The following is a 20896-nucleotide window of genomic DNA, read 5'->3' on the forward strand; positions in this document are numbered from 1 at the left end:
CGGGGCGTTTACTTGGTGCCGAAGATGCGGTCGCCCGCATCGCCCAGGCCCGGCAGGATGTAGCCGTGGTCGTTCAGCTCCCGGTCGATGGCGGCGGTGTAGATGGGCACATCCGGGTGGGCGGCCTGCAGCGTGGCCACGCCCTCGGGGGCGGCCAGCAGGCAGACGAACTTGACGGAGCGCGGCGACAGCTGCTTGAGGCGCGCCACCGCCGCGGCGGCGGAGTTGCCGGTGGCCAGCATCGGGTCCACCACGATGATGTCGCGCTCGGCCATCTCGGACGGCATCTTGAAGTAGTACTCCACGGGCTGCAGCGTGGCCGGGTCGCGGTACAGGCCGATGTGGCCGATGCGCGCGCCGGGCACCACGTTCAGCATGCCGTCCAGAAAGCCGTTGCCGGCGCGCAGGATGGACACCAGCACCAGCTTCTTGCCGTCGATGACCTTGGCCGTCATGGTCTCCAGCGGCGTCTCGATCTGGATGTCCTGCAGCGGCATGTCGCGCGTCACCTCATAGGCCATCAGGGTGGACAGCTCGCCCAGCAGACGGCGAAAGCTGTTGGTGCTGGCGTCCTTGCGGCGCATCAGCGTCAGCTTGTGCTGCACCAGGGGATGGTCGATGAGGTGGACGTTGCTCATGGGAGAAAGGCCTTTGGCTCGAGGAAAGAAGATCGTGTCGAAAGGCGCAATTTTTGCACGCGAGCCGGCTCTGCTCGCGCTCGCGCCGCTGCCGGTCGGCGGCTGAAAATATCACTCAAAACGGGCTCCAGCGCCCGTGCAGCAAGCGCCGGCAGCTATTGTTTCGTGAGTGCGATCACAGCTCGCTGAACGGCTTGAGAGTTGCCAGCGGCGCAAATGCCGGCGCGCGCCGCTCGCGCATGGCCGTCACGGCCTCGGCCACGTGGCGGTTGCTCCAGATGGCGCCCTGCAGCCAGCCCATCTGGCGCAGGCTGTCGGCCACGCCGTGGTCGCGCGCGTAGTGCAGCGCCTGCTTGGTGCCCCACACAGCCACGGGCGGCTTGGCGGCGGCCTCGCGGGCGCAGGCCAGTGCGGCTTCAACCAGCGCCTCGTGCGACTCGAACAGCGTCGTCACCAGGCCGCAGGCCTGGGCCTGCTCGGCGGGCAGGCGCCGGCCGGTGTAGGCCAGCTCCTTGAGCAGGCCCATGGGCATCAGCTTGGGCAGCCGCTGCAGCGAGCCCACGTCCGCCACCATGCCGATGTTGATCTCCTGGAGGCAAAAGAACGCATCGCGCGTGGCGTAGCGGATGCAGGCCGCCGCCACCATGTCCAGCGCGCCGCCGATGCAGCCGCCGTGGATGGCGGCGATGACCGGCATGCGCAGCTCCTCCAGCCGCGTGAAGGTGGACTGCATGTCGGTCAGCAGATCGAAGACGGCGGCGCGCCCTTCTGGGCTGCGGTCGTCCAGCACGATGGCGTCGCCAAAGGTCTCCAGCGCCATGCCGGCGCTGAAATGCCTGCCGGTGCTGCTGATGACCAGGGCGCGGGCCTCGTTGCCGCGGTGCAGCGCCACCAGCACCTCGTCCAGCTCGCGCCAGAACGTCGGGTGCATGGTGTTCAGGCTGTCCGGCTGGCTCAGCACCAGGTGGGCGATGTGGTCGGTGACGGTCAGGGTGAAGCAGGTGAGAGGGTTCATGGCGGGCCACTGTACGGCAGTCCCTGGCGGCGCCTGCGCTTGCCCGGGGGCAGGCGCGCCGGGCCCTGGCAGGCATACACTTGCCCGCTGCGGCGCAGGCCGCATTTTTTGTTGGCTTCACGCAAAGGATTCGCAGTCATGGGCGCGCAATGGAAGGCAAAGGGCAAGGCGCTGGTCGCCGATGCCAAGGGCAGGCTTTTTGGCAAGCTGGCCAAGGAAATCATCGTGGCCGCCCGTGCGGGCGCAGACCCGGCCGGCAACTCGCGCCTGCGCCTGGCGGTGGAGGCGGCGCGCAAGGCGTCCATGCCCAAGGACACGCTGGAGCGGGCGATCAAGAAGGGCTCCGGCGTGGGCGCCGAGGCCGTGCACTACGAGCACGTGATCTACGAGGGCTTTGCGCCGCACCAGGTGCCGGTGATGGTGGAGTGCTTGACCGACAACGTGAACCGCACCGCGCCCGAGATGCGCGTGTGCTTTCGCAAGGGCCAGATGAGCGCCGTATCCTGGGACTTCGACCATGTGGGCATGATCGAGGCCGAGCCGGCGCAGCCGGGCGCCGACGCGGAGCTGGCCGCCATCGAGGCCGGCGCGCAGGACTTCGAGCCCGGCGAGGAGGAGGGCCAGACCCTGTTCCTGACCGACCCCACGGACCTGGACGCGGTCGCCAAGGCGCTGCCCGGGTTCGGCTTCAAGGTGCTGTCGGCCAAGCTGGGCTACAAGGCCAGGAACCCGGTCAGCATGGCCAGCCTGCCGCCCGAGGCGCAGGAAGAGGTGCAGGCCTTCCTGGCCGGCATTGAGAACAATGACGACGTGCAGAACGTGTTCGTGGGCCTGGTCGATTGATGCCCCGCCTGCCCAACGAAAAAGCCGCTGAATTACAGCGGCTTTTTTATGGCTTGGGGTGTTATGCCTCTGTTGCCCATCTCCTTTGAAAACAACAGGTTACGTTGTTTTTTGACGAGCAAAAAAGAAAATTAGGGCTCAGGTTGCGCGAGTACCAAAAGATGAGTACGCCATGTATTCGTCGTTGTACAAGGCGCTGCGAAGCTGAGCGCTGAGCTCGGCGACACGCAGTTTGGATTGCTCAATGTCTTCGTCGCTCTGCGGCCCTGGTCGCGTGACGCCGTTGTGAGAGAAGAGGCCTGCCCAATCGAGTTCGTTACAGGCGCGGGCAGCCCTTATGGATTGCAGAAAGTAACGGCGGTCCTGCTCTTTTGCGGTATCGAGAGCTGGTCTCCCGAACCTGGCATCAGCCAGAACGAATAAACCTACTGCCCCTGCAATCAACGCGCCGCCGCCGAGGGTCAAGCCACCAGCTAGGAGGGCAACGCCAAGTGTTAGAAACACTCCGGCTACCACGCATGTGGTCATCCCCTTCAATAACTTAGAGGATGCCTTGCGTTGAAGCGTGGTTTGTTGGGGGCTTTCTCGAGTTACCCGAAGTCGCTCGCTGAAGCCGAGCCAGTTGTCGCTCTCATTTGCGCTCGCAGGACAGTACGAGTGCAGTGATTTCAGATAGAAGACCAGTGTTTCGACCTGTTCGGCGGTGAGAGACCGGAGTTCTGGCAGAACAGGAGCTAAAAGTTCGCGCAGGCTTGGGTCTTGTTCTACGTAGCTAAAGTATTCAGATTCCATCGGCTCCCCCCTCCTTTTGGAGTTCGTGAAGTCTATGCAAGCGGCGGTCTCCTCTAATGACGGCCACAACGTCTAGCCGCGATGACTATGGCAGCGTCATTAGCCATTTGTGCTTCAACTAGCAGTTTTTGGGACTGTGCCGAAGGCACGCCTTTAGTGGCCAACGGGCTAGACTTCAGAACAATTTTCCGACGCCCGGCCTCCACCTTCTCCCAGGAATCTCCTGCTGCCACCTTCAAAATACGGTACGCGTCCTCAAGCGCCAACTGAGGTATTGCTTCGGGTTCTGGGGTGACAGGCTTTTGTGGGGCTATTGCCTCAGCAGCCGTACCGCTGGCAGGCTCTTTCGGTGAGTACTGCCCAAACCCCGCCAAAAGGTCTTGCTGCGCTGTTTCAGCCTGCAAGATCGACTTGGGAACGGGTTGCCGTGGAGTTTCTTGTGCAGGCGCTGGGGCTGGAGCAGCTTCTGGCTTGCCACGAGCAAGCCTCAGGGTGGAGCGAGGCGCCTGAGCGTCCGGTCGGTGGGCGCTCGTATCTCTCATAGCTGCTTCAGCCTTTTGAACCCGCTCTAAAAGCGCTACGGCTCTGGGAACTTGACGATGGCTGAGTTCTTGTTTCAGCAGGTCGAGTGTCGCAAAACTCTTGCTCTCCTTCTCGAAGATGCCTTCCAGGTCGCCTATGCCCAGCTGCATTAGGGGTCGCGTCGTTGCCATCAAGCCACCTCCTCAATCGTGTCAACTTCAAAGGGGTCAACCTCGCGGTATTCGACCCAAGGGGTGTTGTCCACCGACTCGGACCCAACCGGCTCGATACCCAGACTTGTCAAGGTCTGGAGCAAGTCGGCCAACACATCCTGGCGATAACGGACGAAGCTGGATGCGAAACACCGCCAAAACGTCCAACCGGCGCGCTCCAGTACCCGCTGGCGCGCCATGTCGTCAGCCCACTGGCCCGGCCCATGAAACCGGTCCCCGTCGCACTCAATCGCCAAGCGTCGGCCCTCGTTACCTTCCACAACGAAGTCGATGAAGTAGCCGCCGGCGGGCACTTGAGGCAACACCCGGTACCCGCGCTTCACCAGTTCATCGAACACCTCGAGCTCGAACCCCGACTGGCACTTGTCGCGCAGGGCGTCCACCTTTTTGGCGTCCTGCCTAAACGGCTGCTTGAAGTGCAGGATGACGCGACCGGTTAAAGAGTCTTCTTTCGCTTCGTTGTCAGTGACGGAACGGAACAGGTACATCCGGTCTCTGGCTCGAGACAGGGCAACGTTGAAACGCTGATGCATGTCTGCGCGGTTAGCTGCCCCTCGGTCGCCCGGGCCAATCACCATCGACACCATCATGATGTCCCGCTCTCTGCCCTGGAAGACAGGTGGCGGTCCCGCACTGATTTTGCGGGCCACCACGTCGGCCGGGGAAATATGGTCCGAGATGAGCTTGTGGATGTAGCTGGCCTGTTCTGTACCCATCAAGGTGACCACCCCAATCGAACGCCCGTCAAACATGGGGTCGGCGATAAGATTGGCAATTTCGTTGACGATGGCTTTGGCCTCCGCCTTGTTGACGTCCTTTTGCCTGTTTCCGCCCTTCACAAACACGTCCACCAGCGGTGGGTCGAGCCGCTCATTGGCCTTGGGCACACGCAGGGGCCGGATGTCGCCTTCATAGAACTCCCGGTTGGAGAACTCGATGATGGCGGGTACTGACCGAAAGTGTTCCTTTAGCATGACCGAGTTGCCCGCAAAGACAACTCGCGCCAAGTCATAGATGGACTTGTCAGGGGTCATCTCGGACCCATGGGGCTGGTCAGCCAAAAAACGGTTGACGAGCTCACGAACGCGTTCTTCAGCAGTACCGACAGCAGAAGGTGACACCTGCTTGTGGTCACCTACCACCAGAAGCTTTTGGCCCCTGAGCAGCGCTGGCAGCGCCCAGATGTCGGACTGGGAGGCTTCGTCCACGATGACCAGGTCAAACAAGCCGACCTCGGCCGGAATGGTCTCAGACACGCGCCACTGCGGCAGCACCCAACATGGGACAGCTTTGTAGGCCCGAACCATCGCGTCTCGAGCGTTTTTGCGATGGCGTACGGCGCGCACGCCAGTACCGGCCCCCATGGCCTGAACCGCGTTCAAGTACGCCTGCAAAGCCTGGCGCACGCTGTCCGGCGAGTTGTTATAAACACCCAGCCAGGTTTTTTCGGCCACCAACTCCTGATAGGTCTTTGCCAGGGTGTTGGTGAGTTGCCGCCGCTCCTCGAACAGCTGACGCATCTTGTGGTGACCATCGATGCGGTCCAGAAAATTGACCGCCAAGCGCCAGTCCCAGGCGTCTTTCCAATTGAAAGGCACCAGCGTGTCGATTTCGCCCTCGGACTTTTCTGCTCTGGCGCGTTGAGCCCATCTCGGAGCGCCTGCCTGCTCCAGAAGGTCCGTGACCTCTTCAATGACTTTGATGTGCGGCCACAGCTGCTGCAGTCGCTCCAACTCCGACATAGTCGCAAGCCAAGTTGTCTGCAAGACGCTCTCATCCGCATCGGTACGGCCCAGGGGCCCCATCAGGAAGTCACGAATTTCACAGACGATTCCGCCCGTATGTCCGTCCAGCTTTTTGACGATTTCCTGCACACGGCGAAGCGCGTAGCCAAGACGGCCTTTGTCCAGATGAGACTGAAGACTCTCGCGAACCAGCCCGGCGAAACTTTCGCCTTGGTCCCAAAGCTTGGCTGCCGTTGCGTCGCCAAAGACTGCTGCCACCTTTGATTGCAGATGGGCGTCAAACCCAAACTGCAGTTGGTCAACATCCCTGACCAGGGCAATGGTTGGGGTCAAACTGCGGACAGCCTGCTCCGGGCCCTCTCCGGGCGGATCAAAGCCAAACTCGCCTGACAGAGAAGCCCACTGCGCCAAAGCCTTGCGCGCCTGCAGTCGCCACTGAACCCAGTCATTGACCGCCTGCCAGTCCTCCACCCCTTTAGGCTTTGCGCCACCAACGGTGATGGCCTCTACCAACTTGCGCGCAACAGACTTGCCGAACGGCAACGCAAATGCGCTCTTGCCAGCAAGCAGTCGAACCAGGGCATCCTTTAAGTCCTCGTCCAGCTCCGCGTTGGCAGGCAGCTGAACCGCTTTGGGCACAAGGGCTACCCGCGCTTTTTCCAATTGCTGTAGAGCGCCACACGACTGGCGCAACGCTGCAAGCAACGGGTCGTCCAGGACCAAGTCAGCCATGCGCGAGCGAAGAGCCTCGGACCAAGCGGTTTGGCTTGCTGCCACGCGGCCAAGGGTCTGCTGGCGTTGCTCCAAGAACTCAGCCAGTTGTTTGGCTTTGTCGAAAGTATCAAGGGTGGCGTCCGCCAGCGCCAAGACTGCACCCTTTTCCACTTTCGCTTCAATCGTCTTGGCACGAACCAAGTCACGATGGAGCGCCAACATGTCGACCCACTGTGGAAAATCATCAGCCTTCGGTATGGAGGTGCCGACATAGACGAGGTCGTCGCCAACCGCCTTTCGGGCCTGTCTCAAAGCAGTGACAGCGGCGTCTGCGACTGCCAATTCTTCCACCTCGGGCGGGTCGTCATCGAACCACTGGTGCAGCTCCACTTGCTCCAGCACCTCCCTAGCCATCTCTTCGGGGCTGACCGACTTGCCGCGGAAGGTGTAATGGCGCATGTGCCGCTGGGCGTGCTCTTCAACGGTTCGGTCTACGTTCGCAATCTTGGCGTGCAGCTGGTCGAGTAGCTGCTCTGCGGCTGCGATAGCTTTTTCAGATTGATTTGGGTTGAGGCCGGAGACCCGCGCGGCAATAGTCTGTATGGCGTGCTCAAACTGCTTCATGCCATCTCGCTCGTCGGACAACAACGAGACACACAGCGGCCTGATTCGCTCAGGGAGCTTTTCCTGAACCACGGCTAAAGCCGACTCGCCCTTGGCGGTCACCAGAACACGCTTGCCCTGCGCCAGGTAGTGGCAGATGACGTTGGCGATTGTGTGTGTTTTGCCAGTGCCGGGCGGGCCTTGAACGACGACGCCATCATTGCTCTCCAGCTTCTGGATAATGGACACCTGCTCGTCGTTGTACGGCATGGGGAAGTACAACTCGCGCGCGTTGCTGGGACCGTGGCTGGTAGACAGTCCTCGAAACGGGATTTCAGGGCGCCTACGCACGGTGTCGTCGCCGGAGGTGACAAAGCTCTGAATGACCCCTGGTACCGAGGGGGCCACCTCGAGCTTTTGTTTCAGGCGCCGAATGTCCTCCAGGAGAACATCGCCAGAGCGCTTGCGCCCAAAAATAACCCAGCCACCTGTTACCAGCAGCTTGTCCGAGGGCGTGGGCAGGCTTGTCCATTCCTTGGCTTCAACGTAAGCACCGGAAGGATCCAAGTGCCCCACGGCCGCCCGCAGCGAAGGCTCAAAGGTACTGGAGTCAAAGGGCGTTAGGCGGCTGGCGCTGGTCTCAACCACCTTTTTCCAGAAGGTTTCCAGCTGGTGGACGCCAGCAATTTCCATCTCCGCATAGCAGTCGACCTCCAGTTTGGGCTCAACGTCTCGCGGCCGGACCTCCAGGTCAAGCGTCAACTCATTGAGGTTGATGCTGCACCCCTGGACCAGTAGCGGGTGACGAACCGGTGTCGCGTAGCCTTCTTTTTTCCAGACTGCGTGGCCTATGCCCCAGACAAGTTCAATCGGTGTTTCAGCACCTTCTGAGGCAATGGCTTGCTGAAGCGCGAACAGCTTGTTGTAGACAGAAATGGCTTTGCGCCGTGGACGCTCGGTCTGTGACCAGGGCTTCCACATGAAATCAACGTACCAGTCAAATTGCGCCTTGACGTCTGGGCGGTCCTGCAGGCGCACGCGCTTTGGCTCTTCGCCCGAGAGGGCAACCTGAATCTCCTGCTTGATTTCAGGTGATTTGTCAGGGGATTTCGAGATGGCCACCCATGGCTTGAGAAGCTCGTCCACCTCTGGGGCGGCAACCTCTTGTAGGCGGGGAAGCTTGAGCCAGACATCGTCTCCCTCCTGCTGAAGGTTGAGCTCAAGCTCGGGCAGCCCGACCAGCTCATGTCGATGAGCGGCAAAGTAGTCGTCTGGCACGCTGAAAGCAGGCTTTCTCTTGAGCTTTTCGACTTGCTCGATGTAGTTCAGCAGGTCAATCACTTTGGCGGCGGGTTCTATCAATTTGGGCTCCTCCTTTGTTCGGTGCTCACCGCAGAACCGGTCTGTATTCCGTTTCTCTTACAGTACTCCAGCATGTTCGTTTGGCTGCGGTGCCCCCGCAGTGCGGCTGCTTCTAGCAGCGCCTTGAATTCAGGGCTCACCCGGAAGCTGACCGAAACCGTTTTTTCTGCTGCCATTAAAAGTCTCTGCGTGGGTGTGTGTAGAGAGCCACTCTACGGTCATTTTTTCGCACTGACCTGCAGCCCGCCCCCCGTACCAGGTAATAGAGAATCCGCGCAACCGAGAGGAAGCGCAATGCGCAAGAGCAGGTATTGGTGGCAGGCAGGAGCGCCATCGGCGTGGGGCTGCTTTTTGGAGGAGGACGAGCAAGAGGTGCGGCAAGGCCCCTCTCTCGTCGTACCGACCTTGCCAGGCGTTGACAACACCGCCGGCTTGCGGGTCGACGGCTGAGTCGATTTACGCCAACGTGCTGTCCAGCGCCTGGAGCTTTTTGGAGTTGAGGTCCAGAGCTCTTTCGGCTACAGCCAGCTCGTGCTCCGCGCGCGAGGCTTGCCTGAGCGCGCTCCACTTGGCGTCGCAATCGAGGGATGGCCTCCATGGTGGACTGCTGGGCTCCTGCCAACGCTGCTCGCTCGTTGAGGAGCCACTTGATGGCAGGAGGGGTGCGCGTGCGCGGGCCTGAGTGCGGACTTTGTGCGAGCGCTGGCACCGGTGCGGGTGATGGGCTTTGGGGTTGAAGACAAAGTGGTAACGTTTGGGCATCATTCAGAGACGATACCGACGTGAAGCCACAGAATGTGGCGGAACTACTTAAGAATTGGGCTCAAAGGGGCGGAATATGGGTGCTTGGGCCATCATAGGCAAAACACCCGTGGCCTGGCGACCATAGAATTGCTCTCAAAAATATAGCTACTCGGGCTTGCCGGACAAGCGCTAAAGCGGTATTTAGCTTGAAATTTTCAGCGCTTCTTGCCGCCGCCCAGCAGCCCGCCCAGCACGCCGCGCAGGATCTCGCGGCCCAGGCCCGTGCCCATGGTGCGGATGGCGGACTTGGCCATGGTCTGCACCAGTCCGTCCTTCTTGCCGCCGCGCGGGCCGGTGGTGCCAAACAGCAGGTCGTTCAGCACGCCGCCGGCCCCGGCCGGGGCAGCGGCGCCGCCCGCCCCAGGCGCCTGCGCGGCAGAGCTGTCGGCGCGCGCCCGCAGGATTTCATAGGCCGACTCGCGGTCCACCGGCGTGTCGTAGGTGCCGGCCACCAGCGAACCGGCGATCAGTGCGCGGCGCTGGGCGTCGGTGATGGGGCCGATCTGGCTGCCCGGCGGGATGACCCAGGCGCGCTCGGTCTCGCTGGGGCGGCCCTTGGCGTCCAGCAGGCTGACCAGGGCCTCGCCCACGGCCAGCTCGGTGATGGCGGCTTCGATGTCCAGGCCCGCCTTGGGCCGCATGGTGCTGGCCGTGGCCTTGACGGCTTTTTGGTCGCGCGGGGTGAAGGCCCGCAGCGCATGCTGCACGCGGTTGCCCAGCTGGGCCAGCACGCTGTCGGGGATGTCCACCGGGTTTTGCGTGACGAAGTAAACGCCCACGCCCTTGGAGCGCACCAGGCGCACCACCAGCTCGATGCGCTCGACGAGCACCTTGGGCGCGTCGGTGAACAGCAGGTGGGCCTCGTCGAAGAAGAAGACGAGCTTCGGTTTTTCGGGGTCGCCGATCTCGGGCAGGCGCTCGAACAGTTCGGACAGCAGCCACAGCAAGAAGGTGGCGTACAGCCGCGGGGCGTTCATCAGCCGGTCGGCCGCCAAGATGTTGATCACGCCCATGCCGCCTTTCGTCTGCAGCAGATCGTCGATGTTCAGCATGGGCTCGCCAAAGAACTGGTCGCCGCCTTGGCTGTCGATGGTCAGCAGCGCGCGCTGGATGGCGCCGATGCTGGCCGTGCTGACGTTGCCGTATTCGGTGGTGAACTGTTTCGCGTTGTCGCCCACGTGCTGCACCAGGGCGCGCAGGTCTTTCAGGTCCAGCAGCAGCAGGCCCTGGTCGTCGGCGATCTTGAACACCAGACTCAGGACGCCCATCTGCGTCTCGTTCAGCGCCAGCATGCGGCCCAGCAGCAGCGGGCCCATGTCGGAGATGGTGGCGCGCACCGGGTGGCCCTGGGCGCCGAAGACATCCCACAGCGTGGTGGGGCAGGCCATGGGCTCGGGCGGTGCCACGCCGCGCTCGGCCAGCACGGCGGCCATCTTCTCGCCGATGCTGCCGCGCTGGCTGATGCCCGTGAGGTCGCCCTTGACGTCGGCCATGAAGACCGGCACGCCGATGCGCGAGAACTGCTCGGCCAAGGCCTGCAGCGTGACGGTCTTGCCGGTGCCGGTGGCGCCGGTGATCAGGCCGTGGCGGTTGGCCAGCTGCGGCAGCAGCTGGCAGGTGGTGTGGTCGTTCTGGGCAAGGAGCAGGGCAGGGGCCATGGCGGTAAAGGGACAAGGGCGTCAAACGTAAAATCGGCCGCTAGGTTAAATCAATCGCATAGACAAGAAGGACGCTGCAGTGGCAGGACACAGCAAATGGGCCAACATCCAGCACCGCAAGGGCCGCCAGGATGAAAAGCGCGGCAAGATCTGGACCCGCATCATTCGCGAAATCATGGTGGCCGCGCGCCAGGGCGGCGGCGACATCGCCACCAACCCGCGTCTGCGCCTTGCCGTGGACAAGGCCAAGGCCGCCAACATGCCGGCCGACAACATCAAGCGCAACATCGACAAGGCCACGGGCAACCTGGAAGGCGTGACCTACGAGGAGATCCGCTACGAGGGCTATGGGCTGGGCGGCGCGGCCATCATCGTGGACACCATGACCGACAACCGCGTGCGCACCGTGGCCGAGGTGCGCCACGCGTTTTCCAAGCACGGCGGCAACATGGGCACCGAAGGCTCTGTGGCCTTCCAGTTCAAGCATGTGGGCCAGCTGGTCTTCGCTCCCGGCACCGATGAGGACCGGGTCATGGAGCTGGCGCTGGAGGCCGGCGCCGAGGACGTCATCACCGATGACGAAGGCGCCATCGAGGTGCTCACGGCGCCCGGCGACTTCGAGGCCGTGAAGGATGCGCTGGCCGCAGCGGGCCTGGCGCCCGAGCTGGCCGAGGTCACCATGCGCGCCGAGAACACCATCGCGCTGGAGGGCGACGACGCTGCCCGCATGCAAAAGCTCCTGGACGTGATCGAAGACCTCGACGACGTGCAGGCGGTCTATCACAACGCCGAGCTGTGACCCCATGAAGATTCTTGTCATCGGCGGCGGCGGCCGCGAGCACGCCCTGGCCTGGAAGATCGCCCAGTCGCCCAAGGCCACGCGGGTGTATGTGGCGCCGGGCAACGGGGGCACGGCCCTCAGCCCCAAACTGGAAAACCTGCCCCTGACCGACGTGCGCGAACTGCGCGAGTGGGCGCAGGAGCACAAGATCGGCCTGACCGTGGTCGGCCCCGAGGCGCCGCTGGCCGCCGGCGTGGTGGACGAGTTCCGCGCCCACGGCCTGCGCATCTTTGGGCCCACGAGGGCCGCCGCGCAGCTGGAAAGCTCCAAGGCCTTCTCCAAGGCCTTCATGCGCCGCCACGGCATTCCCACGGCCGACTACGACACCTTCACGGACGCCGACGCGGCCCACGCCTTCGTCAACCGCGTGGGCGTGCCCATCGTCATCAAGGCCGACGGCCTGGCCGCCGGCAAGGGCGTGGTGGTGGCCACCGCGCTGGAGGAAGCCCACGCCGCCATCGACGACATGCTGCAGGGCAACACCCTGGGCGTGGCGCACAACGAGGGCGGCGCGCGGGTGGTGATCGAGCAGTTCCTGGAGGGCGAGGAAGCCAGCTTCATCGTGCTGTGCGACGGCCGTGACGTCGTCGCCCTGGCCACCAGCCAGGACCACAAGCGCCTGAAGGACGGCGACGAGGGCCCCAACACGGGCGGCATGGGCGCCTATTCGCCCGCGCCGGTGGTTACTGCCGACGTGCACGCCCGCGCCATGCGCGAGGTCATCCTGCCCACCGTGCGCGGCATGGAAAAGGACGGCATCCCCTACACCGGCTTTTTGTACGCCGGCCTGATGATCGACGACAGCGGCTACCCCAAGACGCTGGAGTTCAACTGCCGCATGGGCGACCCGGAGACGCAGCCCATCCTGATGCGCTTGAAAAGCGATCTGGTGGACTTGCTCACCGCCGCCGTGGACGCCAGGCTCGAACAGGTCGAGCTGCAGTGGGACCGCCGCACCGCCCTGGGCGTTGTGATGGCCGCGCACGGCTATCCCGCGCAGCCGCGCAAGGGCGACGCCATCACCGGGCTGCCGGCGGAAGCCGACGACGCCATGGTCTTTCACGCCGGCACGCAGCTGGACGCGGACGGCACGCCGCGCGTAACCGGCGGGCGCGTGCTGTGCGTGACGGCTCTGGCCGACAGCGTGCGCCAGGCCCAGCAGCGCGCCTACGACGTGGCGCGCGGCATCCACTTCGACGGCGCGCAGTACCGGCGCGACATCGGCCACCGGGCGGTGAGATGAGGAACAACCCCCTGAGCCGCTGCGCGGCTCGCCGCCTCTCTGGCGCTTTGCTTGGAAGGGGGACGACGCTGGCGGCCTGGCAAAGCCAGATCCGCGGCGTCCGCTGGGCTGGCGCGGCGCGGCTTCATGCGCAACGCCCTGAATGATCGAAGGCTGCAGCCATGAGTGAATTTCGTAGCTACCTTTTGAGCCTGCAAGAGCGCATCACGCACGCCATCGAGGCCGTCGAGGGCGAGGGCGGGGCGCGCTTTCGCGCCGACGCTTGGCAGCGTCCGGCCGAATCGCCCCTGAAGGGCGACGGCATCACCCGCATCCTGGAGGGCGGGCGCGTGTTCGAGCGCGCCGGCTGCGGCTTTTCTCATGTGAGCGGCCCGCAGCTGCCGCCGTCTGCCACCCAGCACCGGCCCGAGCTGGCGGGCGCGCCGTTCCAGGCCATGGGCGTGTCGCTGGTCTTCCACCCGCGCAACCCCTATGTGCCCACGGTACACATGAACGTGCGCATGATCGCCGCCGCGCAGCCGGGCAGCGAGCCGGTGTGCTGGTTCGGCGGCGGCATGGACCTGACGCCGTTCTATGGCTTCGACGAGGATGCGGTGCACTTTCACCGCACCTGCCGTGATGCGCTCCATCCCTTCGGCGAGCCGCTGTATCCGCGCTTCAAGCAGTGGTGCGACGAGTACTTCTACCTGAAGCACCGCGAGGAGCAGCGCGGCGTGGGCGGCGTCTTTTTCGACGACTTCTCCGAGCTGGGCTTTGCGCGCAGCCAGGCCATGACGCAAAGCGTGGGCGACGCCTTCCTGGCCGCCTACGAGCCCATCGTTCAGCGGCGCATGGACCTGCCCTGGGGCGGGCGCGAGCGCGACTTCCAGCTGTACCGCCGCGGGCGCTATGTGGAGTTCAACCTGGTGTGGGACCGGGGCACGCACTTCGGCCTGCAGTCGGGCGGGCGCACCGAGTCCATCTTGCTGTCCATGCCGCCCCAGGTGGCCTGGAGCTACCGCCGCGAAGACCCGCCCGGCTCGCCCGAGGCGCAGCTCACCGAGCGCTTCCTGCAGCGCCGCGACTGGGTCTGACTCACTTTTTCATAGCTGCCTGCGCAGGCAGGACAAGGCCTACAGCACTATTTTGTGCTTAGGCTATATTGGCAACCATCTTTTTCCAGACAACCAGACCGCCCGATGACCACTTCCAAACAATCGGAAACCGCCGCCAAGAAAGACGTCACCAAGCTCCAGCGCGCCATCGTCGATGGCCTGGAGGACGTCAAGGCGCAAGACATCCAGGTCTTTGACACCGAGCATCTGTCGCCGCTGTTCGAGCGCGTGATGGTGGCCACCGGCAGCTCCAACCGCCAGACCAAGGCACTGGCCGCCAGCGTGCGCGACGCGGTGCGCGAAGCCGGCTTCCCCAAGCCCCGCACCGAGGGCGAGGACAACGGCGAGTGGATCATCGTGGACTGCGGCCCGGCTGTGGTGCACGTCATGCAGCCCGCCATCCGCCAGTACTACCGGCTGGAGGAGATCTGGGGCGACAAGCCGGTGCGCATGAAGCTGGGTGCCGCCAAGCCGCGCAAGACCACCGCCTCCGAAGACGCATCGGCCCCGGCCAAGAAGGCCGCGGCAAAGAAGGCGCCGGCCAAGAAGGCTGCCGCCAAGACCACCGCCGCCGCGCCGGCCAAGGCGGCTGCCAAGGCCCCGGCGGCCAAGAAGGCGGCCGCGAAAAAGGCGCCGGCCAGGTCCGCTGCCACCACCGCCGCCACCAGAGCCCCGGCCGCCAAGACCGCCACCGCCGCCGCCAAACGGCCCGCGGCCAAGAAGGCGTCCGCCCAGGCGCCCGTCAAGACCGTGAAGGTGGGCCAGCCGACCGCACGCAAGGCGGCGCCGGCCAAGAAGGCTGCCGCTGCGCCCGCCAAGAGGGCAGCGCCTGCGAAGAAGGCTGCCGCCAGGAAGGCGCCGGCCAGAAAGGCCTGAGCCGCTCACTGGCGATGAAGCTGCTGATCGTGGCCGTGGGCCAGCGCGTGCCCGACTGGGCGCAAACGGCCTACGACGACTACGCCAAGCGCTTCCCGCCGGAGCTGAAAGTCGAGCTCAAGGCCGTCAAGACCGAGCCGCGCGGCTCCAAGACGCTGGAGACGCTGTACGCCGCTGAGCGCGAGCGCATCGAGGCGGCCATCCCACGTGGCGCCCGCGTGGTGGCGCTGGACGAGCGCGGCACCAGCTTGACCACCAAGGCGCTGGCCGCGCGCCTGCAGGGCTGGCAGCTGGAGGGCGACGACGTGGCCCTGCTGATCGGCGGGCCGGACGGGCTGGACCCGGCCCTGCGCCAGGCGGCGCACGAGCGCATCCGCCTGTCCGACCTGACGCTGCCCCACGCCATGGTGCGGGTGCTGCTCATCGAGCAGCTGTACCGCGCCTGGTCGGTGAACGCCGGTCACCCTTATCACCGCGAATAGTGACCGCGGGGAGCCGCGGCAACTCCTAATTTCATAGCTGCCAGCGCTTGATGGATGGGCGCTGGAAGCCGATTTCATTCAAAAATGCCCGGCTTCATCTACCTCGCCTCGCAAAGCCCGCGCCGCAGCCAGCTGCTGACGCAGATCGGCGTGCGCCATGAATTGCTGCTGCCCAACGCCGCGGGCGACATGCCCGAGGACGCGGAAGGGCTGGAGGCCATGCTGCCCGGCGAGCACCCCACCGCCTACGTGCAGCGCGTGACGGCCTGCAAGCTGGACGCCGCCGTGGTGCGCCACGCACGCCGGGGGCTGGCCGCAGCGCCCATCCTGTGCTCCGACACCACGGTGGCGCTGGGCGACACCATCCTGGGCAAGCCCGAGGACGCGCGCGACGCCGCCCGCATGCTGGCGCTGCTGGCCGGGCGCGAGCACAGCGTGCTTACCGCCGTGGCGCTGTGGGCGGGCGGGCACAGGCACGCGGCGCTGTCGGTGTCGCAGGTGCGCTTTGCGCCCATGACCGACGGGCAGATCGAGGCCTACGTGGCCAGCGGCGAGCCGCTGGGCAAGGCCGGCGCCTACGGCATCCAGGGCCGCGCGGCGGCCTGGGTGCAGCACATGGGGGGCAGCTATTCCGGGGTCATGGGCCTGCCGCTCTATGAGACGGCGGCACTGCTGCGCGCCGCCGGCGTGGCCTTCGAGTAGGCCGCCGCCAGCGGGGCGCTACAGCGGGTGGCTGGCCAGCCGCCCGGTGTCGGGGATGTGGATGTTGCGCCGGTCCATGTGGATCAGACCGGCGTCGGCCAGCTCGTGCAGCACGCGCGAAAAGTACTCCGGCGTGATCGACAGGCGCGAGGCGATGGTGGCCTTGCTCACCGGCAGCGAGATGCTGCGCGGCTGCGCCGCCCCGGCGGGCACGCCGCCGCAGCCCGGCAGGTCATCCTCGGGCAAGGCGTTGAGCAGGTAGCCGATGACGCGCTGCGTGCCGCTGTGCAGCGTGTAGGCCTGCACGTCGTGCACCAGGCCATGCAGGCGCCGCGAAATGCCCGCCAGCATGCGCATGGCAAAGCGCGGCTCGCTCTCGATCTCGCGCACCACGGCCGCCTTGCCCACGGACAGCACCAGGCTGTCGGTCAGCGCCTGGGCGCTGACGATGTAGGGGCGCTCGGTGAACATCAGCGCCTCGGCAAAGCTGATGCCCGGGCCGGCCAGCTCGATGACCTTTTCCTGGCCCGCGCTCGACAGGGCAAACAGCTTGACCTGGCCCGTCACGGTGACGTGGAATTCCTCGCAGGGCATGCCCACGTGAAAGACGCTGTCGCCGCGGGCGTATTCACGCAGCCGGCAGCCGGTGGCCAGGCGCTGCAGCTCGGCCTGGGTCATCTCCTGGAACAGCGGCAGCGCGGTCAGGTAGCGCGGGATGTCGAACAGCGAGGTATCCATGCCGCCATTACAGGGAAAGTCCCGAGGGCTCACCCTGACGGAGGTCAATGTCTCAATGCGATGTGCCCTCGCTGCGGGTGATCTTGTTCCAGACGTTGTATTTGCCCACGGGCTTCTTCATGGGCAGGCGCTTGACCTCCTTGAAGCTCTGCGCGTCATAGACCACGATGGCGCCGTCCATCTCCCAGACGCTGGCCAGCGCGTAGCGGCCGTCGCGGGTGAACTCGATGTGCGCCAGCGTCTTGCCCGGCTCGCGCACCTGGGCCACCGTCTCAAGAGTGCGCTTGTCGATGATGGTGAGTGTGTCTTTGGCCTGCGGGCTCATCATGGAGTCGGTCCAGGCGTAGGGCGTGGCCTCGTGGCTGCGCATGAAAAAGCCCGGGCCGGGCGTCTTCAGCGTGCGCACGTTCTTCCAGTTCTGCATGTCGATCACATCCACCATGCCGCCCTGGTTCGCGCCGCCCAGGTTGGGACTGGCCAGCACGGTGGTGCCGTTCCACGCGAAGGTGATGCCCGAGCCCAGGTGCGGCATGCCGGCGATCGGCAGGTCGGCCACCTTGATGCGCGCGTCTAGGTTCACCACCTGGGCGCTGGCGCGCTCGTCGCCGCCGCTCTTGGGGCGCGTGGCGCCCAGCACGTGGCGGTAGCTCTGGTCGAAGAAGAAATCGTCCAGCGGCTCGCTCAGGGGCGTGCGGCGCACGCCCAGGTAGCCGGGTTTGGCAATGGCCTCGCCCATCTTGTAGTCGTGCACCAGGCCGTCGTGGATGGGCGCGGCGCCCTGGTCATACGAGATCTCCCAGATCTCGGGAATGTCCTTGAGCGCCACCACGAAGCTGCTGCGCGGGGCGGCGTCATACACCGCCGACACGCGCGAGGTGGCCTTGCCGTCCAGCGTGGCGGCGGCATAGGTCTTGACCAGATTCAAGTCGGCATCGAACAGCGCCAGCGTGTGCGGCAGGTAGTTGGCCGCCATCACCCAGCGGCCGTCGCCGCTCACCGCCACGTTGCGCATGTTCAGCCCGGCGCGCACCTCGGCCACCACGGCCAGGCGCCACAGGTCGTACTTGGTGATCCAGCCGTCGCGCGAGCCGAAGAACACGTAGCGCCCGTCGGGCGTGAACTTCGGGCCGCCGTGCAGCGCGTAGCGGCTGGCAAAGCGGGCGATGACCTCGAAGCGGTCGCCGTCCAGCAGCGAGATGTGGTGGTCGCCGCCCTCGACGACGACGAACAGGTTCATCGGGTCGGCGTTCCACTTCGGGCGGTTGGGCTCGCCCTCCGGCAGCGGCGTGAAGCTGCGCGAGGCGCGGATGTCGTCCTCGCCCCAGCGCGGTGCGGGCTGCACGGGGCTGCGCACCCAGTCGGCCAGTGCCTGAATCTCGTCTGCGGCCAGCGTGTCCGCAAAACCCGGCATCTGCGTGGCCTGGCGGCCTTCGCGGATTACGCGCAGCACCTCGGCGGGGCGGGTGCGCTCCAGGCTCTCGGGCAGCAGGGCCGGGCCCATCAGGCCGGTGCGCTGCGCGCCGTGGCAGCTGGCGCAGTGCTGCTGGTACAGGGCAGGTGCGGCGGGGGGCTGCGCATGTGCAGCGGCAAGCCACATCAAGCCCATGGCGATCAGGTACTGGCCCAACCGGGGCCAGCGACCGCCGCGCGAGGGCCGCCCCGCCGCGCTGGCGGTGTCTCCCTTGCCCGCGATAGCGCAGAGAAGGGGGAAGCGGCGCAGCCGCTCAGGGGGTTGTTGGAAGTCATGCATGGGCGATCTCAATGGTACGGCGCGTGCCCTTTTTCGCAGGGGATTCGAACGGCGTGCTGGCAGCGCCCACCTCGGCGTCGCTGAGGTAGCAGCCCGGGTCCTCGAACCAGGGGTTGCCCGTGAGCTGCTGGGCGCGCACGCGGGTGTTGCCGTTGCAGATCGCCAGGTATTGGCACGACGCGCAGCGGCCCTGCACGGGGCGGGGGTGCTGCTTCAGGCCCGCCATCATCGGGTCGCTGGTGTCGTTCCAGATCTGCGAGAAGGGCCGCTCGCGCACGCTGCCCAGGTCGTGGTGCCACCACATGGTGTCGGGGTGCACGTGGCCCAGGTTGTCGATGTTGGCCACCATCTGGCCGCTGGCGTTGCCGCCCCAGGCCACCAGGCGCTGGCGCAGCGCGCCCTCCCACTGCGGCAGGCGCTGGCGCACCCACTGCAGCAGATAGGGCCCGTCGGCGTCGTTGTTGCCGCTCACGTAGTCGTCCAGGCTGCCGGCGCGGGCGGCGGCCCAGGCGTGGTCGAACAGCAGGTCCATGGCCGCGCGGGTGGACTGGTGGTGCGCGTCCTTGTCGCGGTGGATGTTGCCGCGCCCGGCGTAGTTCAGGTGCGAGAAGTAGAACTTGTGCGCGCCCACCTCCTGCATCAGCGCCAGCAGGGCGGGCAGGTCGTGGCCGTTCATGGCCGTCATGGTGTAGCGCAGGCCCACCTTCACGCCCACCTGGCCCAGGTGGCCGATGGCGGCCAGGCTGCGGTCGAAGGCGCCCTCGAGCCGGCGGAACTTGTCGTGCGTGGCGCGCAGGCCGTCCAGGCTGATGCCGACGTAGTCAAAGCCCGCCTGCGCGATGCGCGCGGCCATGGGCGCGTCGATCAGCGTGCCGTTGGTGGACAGGCCGGTATAAAAGCCCCGCTGGCGCGCGCGTGCGGCGATCTCGAAGAGGTCGGGCCGCAGCAGCGGCTCGCCGCCCGAGAGGATGAGCGCCGGCACGCCAAAGGCCTTGAGGTCGTCCATCACCGTGAACACCTCAGGCAGCGACAGCTCGCCCGCGTAGTCGTGGTCGGCCGACAGGGCGTAGCAGTGCTTGCACGTCAGGTTGCAGCGGCGGATCAGGTTCCAGATGACCACGGGGCCGCGCGCGCCGCGCTCGCGCACAGCGGGGTAGCTGCCGGTGGCTTCGGCCTGCGCCAGCTCGCGCAGGTATTGGCTGATGCGAAACATGGTCGCTTAGTCCTTCAGGCGCAGGCCGGTCTTTTTCAGGATGGCCGTGGAGTACAGGATGTCGTGGCTGCGGCAGGCTTGGCCCAGCAGCGCGGCCACCTCGGCGGCCTGCGCGGCCACCGCCGCGCGGCTGGTGCCGTGCAGCATGGCGAACAGGTTGTAGGGCCAGCCCGGCAGGTGGCGCGGGCGGCGGTAGCAGTGCGAGACGAATGGCAGGGCGGCCACGCGCGGGCCCAGCTCGGCGGCCTGTTCGTCGCACACGTCCCACACGCTCATGCCGTTGGCGGTGTAGCCCAGGCGGTAGTGGTTGGGCACGGCGCCGATGCGGCGGATCAGGCCGTCCTGCAGCATCTGCGCCAGGCGCTCTTGCACCTGTTCTCCGCTGGCGCCCAGCATGGCGCCCACGGCCTCGTAGGGGCGCGCGACCAGCGGCAGGCCGCCCTGGGTGGCGGCGATCAGGGCGCGGTCGAAGGCGCTCAGTGCCATGGCGTGCCTCCGGCCGGGGCGCCGGGCTGGCGCAGGGCGGGCAGGCGCAGCTCGACGAAATATTCTTCTTCTTTCGGGAAGGCCAGAACGGCCAGGCCGGTGGCGGCCTCGATACGCGCCAGGGCGTCCTGCGCCAGCGCGGGCGACTCGGCCGCGACGACGAACCACATGTTCAGCGCGTGCGAGCGCCGGTAGTTGTGCGCCACCTCGGCAAAGGCGTTGACCTGGGCGGCAACGGCTTCGAAGCGCTCCTCGGGCACGGCGATGGCCGCCAGCACGAACTGCCCGCCCGCGCGCTCGATCTGAAACAGCGGCCCGAAGCGCGTCAGCACGCCCTGCGCCAGCAGCTGGTGCAGCCGCTCGATCACGCGTTCCTCGCTCCAGCCCAGCGCCTGGCCGACGGCGGCGAACGGCCGGTCGGCGAGCGGAAAGCCGCCGTGCAGGTGGTCGATGAGGCGGGCGTCTTCAGTGGTGAGCATGGCGGGCTCCGCGAATGTTTTCAAGCAAAATCGGCCTCCAGCCCTTGCTGGTCAAGCGCAAGA

Annotated in this window: 18 protein-coding genes; 7 read left to right on the forward strand and 11 right to left on the reverse strand. The window is 65.7% G+C overall.

Annotated features, from left to right (window positions below; translation table 11 throughout):
• Positions 1-8: 8 nt before the first annotated feature.
• Positions 9-638, reverse strand: coding sequence for a uracil phosphoribosyltransferase (gene upp, locus C7H73_RS08535; protein WP_106846249.1), 630 nt, complete (start codon positions 636-638; stop codon positions 9-11).
• 175 nt (positions 639-813) lie between these two features.
• Entirely contained in the window at positions 814-1653 is an 840-nt protein-coding gene (locus tag C7H73_RS08540) for an enoyl-CoA hydratase-related protein (RefSeq protein WP_106846250.1), read from the reverse strand.
• 138 nt (positions 1654-1791) lie between these two features.
• Here C7H73_RS08540 and C7H73_RS08545 point away from each other — a divergent pair, with 138 nt between their 5' ends.
• Positions 1792-2496, forward strand: a complete 705-nt coding sequence (locus C7H73_RS08545) for a YebC/PmpR family DNA-binding transcriptional regulator (protein ID WP_106846251.1) — start codon at positions 1792-1794, stop codon at positions 2494-2496.
• Between the two features lie 138 nt (positions 2497-2634).
• On the opposite strand, the gene C7H73_RS15510 is transcribed toward C7H73_RS08545, so the two are convergent.
• The 4 genes from C7H73_RS15510 to C7H73_RS08560 form a co-directional block, all read right to left on the reverse strand.
• Positions 2635-3288 carry a hypothetical protein gene (locus C7H73_RS15510; RefSeq protein WP_157948334.1) on the reverse strand — a complete coding sequence of 218 codons (654 nt, stop codon included), beginning with the start codon at positions 3286-3288 and terminating at the stop codon, positions 2635-2637.
• Between the two features lie 53 nt (positions 3289-3341).
• Positions 3342-4001, reverse strand: coding sequence for a hypothetical protein (locus C7H73_RS15515; protein WP_157948335.1), 660 nt, complete (start codon positions 3999-4001; stop codon positions 3342-3344).
• A complete protein-coding gene (locus tag C7H73_RS08550; RefSeq protein ID WP_157948336.1) occupies positions 4001-8467 on the reverse strand; it encodes an AAA domain-containing protein in 4467 nt (1488 codons plus the stop codon). The genes C7H73_RS15515 and C7H73_RS08550 overlap by 1 nt, the downstream gene beginning before the upstream one ends.
• A gap of 959 nt (positions 8468-9426) precedes the next feature.
• Positions 9427-10929, reverse strand: coding sequence for a helicase HerA-like domain-containing protein (locus C7H73_RS08560; protein ID WP_106846254.1), 1503 nt, complete (start codon positions 10927-10929; stop codon positions 9427-9429).
• Positions 10930-11008: 79 nt separating this feature from the next.
• Between C7H73_RS08560 and C7H73_RS08565 the strand changes: the two genes are divergently transcribed.
• The 6 genes from C7H73_RS08565 to C7H73_RS08590 all read left to right on the forward strand — a co-directional run bounded on the left by C7H73_RS08565 (position 11009) and on the right by C7H73_RS08590 (position 16167).
• Positions 11009-11728: a YebC/PmpR family DNA-binding transcriptional regulator gene (locus C7H73_RS08565; protein WP_106846255.1), complete on the forward strand. Its 720-nt coding sequence runs from the start codon at positions 11009-11011 to the stop codon at positions 11726-11728.
• A 4-nt stretch (positions 11729-11732) separates the two neighbouring features.
• Positions 11733-13013, forward strand: coding sequence for a phosphoribosylamine--glycine ligase (purD, locus tag C7H73_RS08570; RefSeq protein WP_106846256.1), 1281 nt, complete (start codon positions 11733-11735; stop codon positions 13011-13013).
• Positions 13014-13174: 161 nt separating this feature from the next.
• Complete coding sequence (gene hemF, locus C7H73_RS08575; RefSeq protein WP_106846257.1) at positions 13175-14086, forward strand: oxygen-dependent coproporphyrinogen oxidase; 912 nt, start codon at positions 13175-13177, stop codon at positions 14084-14086.
• 105 nt (positions 14087-14191) lie between these two features.
• Positions 14192-14983, forward strand: a complete 792-nt coding sequence (gene rsfS, locus C7H73_RS08580) for a ribosome silencing factor (protein WP_106846258.1) — start codon at positions 14192-14194, stop codon at positions 14981-14983.
• Positions 14984-14997: 14 nt separating this feature from the next.
• Positions 14998-15465, forward strand: coding sequence for a 23S rRNA (pseudouridine(1915)-N(3))-methyltransferase RlmH (gene rlmH / locus C7H73_RS08585; RefSeq protein WP_106846259.1), 468 nt, complete (start codon positions 14998-15000; stop codon positions 15463-15465).
• 84 nt (positions 15466-15549) lie between these two features.
• On the forward strand, positions 15550-16167 hold the full coding sequence (locus tag C7H73_RS08590) for a Maf family protein (RefSeq protein ID WP_106846260.1): 618 nt from the start codon (positions 15550-15552) through the stop codon (positions 16165-16167).
• 18 nt (positions 16168-16185) lie between these two features.
• Here C7H73_RS08590 and C7H73_RS08595 read toward each other — a convergent pair whose 3' ends face one another.
• From C7H73_RS08595 to C7H73_RS08615, 5 genes are all read right to left on the reverse strand, one after another.
• Complete coding sequence (locus C7H73_RS08595; RefSeq protein WP_106846261.1) at positions 16186-16905, reverse strand: Crp/Fnr family transcriptional regulator; 720 nt, start codon at positions 16903-16905, stop codon at positions 16186-16188.
• Positions 16906-16957: 52 nt separating this feature from the next.
• Positions 16958-18511: a nitrite reductase gene (locus tag C7H73_RS08600; RefSeq protein WP_227001449.1), complete on the reverse strand. Its 1554-nt coding sequence runs from the start codon at positions 18509-18511 to the stop codon at positions 16958-16960.
• A gap of 136 nt (positions 18512-18647) precedes the next feature.
• Entirely contained in the window at positions 18648-19868 is a 1221-nt protein-coding gene (gene nirJ / locus C7H73_RS08605; protein ID WP_106846263.1) for a heme d1 biosynthesis radical SAM protein NirJ, read from the reverse strand.
• A gap of 6 nt (positions 19869-19874) precedes the next feature.
• Positions 19875-20354 (reverse strand): siroheme decarboxylase subunit beta, encoded by a 480-nt coding sequence (gene ahbB, locus C7H73_RS08610; protein WP_106846264.1) that lies wholly within the window; start codon positions 20352-20354, stop codon positions 19875-19877.
• Positions 20345-20833, reverse strand: coding sequence for an Lrp/AsnC family transcriptional regulator (locus tag C7H73_RS08615; RefSeq protein ID WP_106846265.1), 489 nt, complete (start codon positions 20831-20833; stop codon positions 20345-20347). The genes ahbB and C7H73_RS08615 overlap by 10 nt, the downstream gene beginning before the upstream one ends.
• Positions 20834-20896: the final 63 nt, after the last annotated feature.

The sequence above is a fragment of the Pulveribacter suum genome (genome assembly GCF_003013695.1).
GTDB classification, from domain to species: domain Bacteria; phylum Pseudomonadota; class Gammaproteobacteria; order Burkholderiales; family Burkholderiaceae_C; genus Melaminivora; species Melaminivora suum.

Excerpts from the sequence above, each read along its gene's own strand:
- C7H73_RS08560 (WP_106846254.1), bottom strand. The coding sequence starts at position 10,929 with ATGGCCCCTGCCCTGCTCCTTGCCCAGAACGACCACACCACCTGCCAG.
- ahbB (WP_106846264.1), bottom strand. The coding sequence starts at position 20,354 with ATGGCACTGAGCGCCTTCGACCGCGCCCTGATCGCCGCCACCCAGGGC.
- C7H73_RS08615 (WP_106846265.1), bottom strand. The coding sequence starts at position 20,833 with ATGCTCACCACTGAAGACGCCCGCCTCATCGACCACCTGCACGGCGGC.
- C7H73_RS08540 (WP_106846250.1), bottom strand. The coding sequence starts at position 1,653 with ATGAACCCTCTCACCTGCTTCACCCTGACCGTCACCGACCACATCGCC.
- nirJ (WP_106846263.1), bottom strand. The coding sequence starts at position 19,868 with ATGTTTCGCATCAGCCAATACCTGCGCGAGCTGGCGCAGGCCGAAGCC.
- rlmH (WP_106846259.1), top strand. The coding sequence starts at position 14,998 with ATGAAGCTGCTGATCGTGGCCGTGGGCCAGCGCGTGCCCGACTGGGCG.
- rsfS (WP_106846258.1), top strand. The coding sequence starts at position 14,192 with ATGACCACTTCCAAACAATCGGAAACCGCCGCCAAGAAAGACGTCACC.
- purD (WP_106846256.1), top strand. The coding sequence starts at position 11,733 with ATGAAGATTCTTGTCATCGGCGGCGGCGGCCGCGAGCACGCCCTGGCC.
- C7H73_RS08545 (WP_106846251.1), top strand. The coding sequence starts at position 1,792 with ATGGGCGCGCAATGGAAGGCAAAGGGCAAGGCGCTGGTCGCCGATGCC.
- C7H73_RS08600 (WP_227001449.1), bottom strand. The coding sequence starts at position 18,511 with ATGGGCTTGATGTGGCTTGCCGCTGCACATGCGCAGCCCCCCGCCGCA.
- hemF (WP_106846257.1), top strand. The coding sequence starts at position 13,175 with ATGAGTGAATTTCGTAGCTACCTTTTGAGCCTGCAAGAGCGCATCACG.
- C7H73_RS15510 (WP_157948334.1), bottom strand. The coding sequence starts at position 3,288 with ATGGAATCTGAATACTTTAGCTACGTAGAACAAGACCCAAGCCTGCGC.
- upp (WP_106846249.1), bottom strand. The coding sequence starts at position 638 with ATGAGCAACGTCCACCTCATCGACCATCCCCTGGTGCAGCACAAGCTG.
- C7H73_RS08595 (WP_106846261.1), bottom strand. The coding sequence starts at position 16,905 with ATGGATACCTCGCTGTTCGACATCCCGCGCTACCTGACCGCGCTGCCG.
- C7H73_RS15515 (WP_157948335.1), bottom strand. The coding sequence starts at position 4,001 with ATGGCAACGACGCGACCCCTAATGCAGCTGGGCATAGGCGACCTGGAA.
- C7H73_RS08590 (WP_106846260.1), top strand. The coding sequence starts at position 15,550 with ATGCCCGGCTTCATCTACCTCGCCTCGCAAAGCCCGCGCCGCAGCCAG.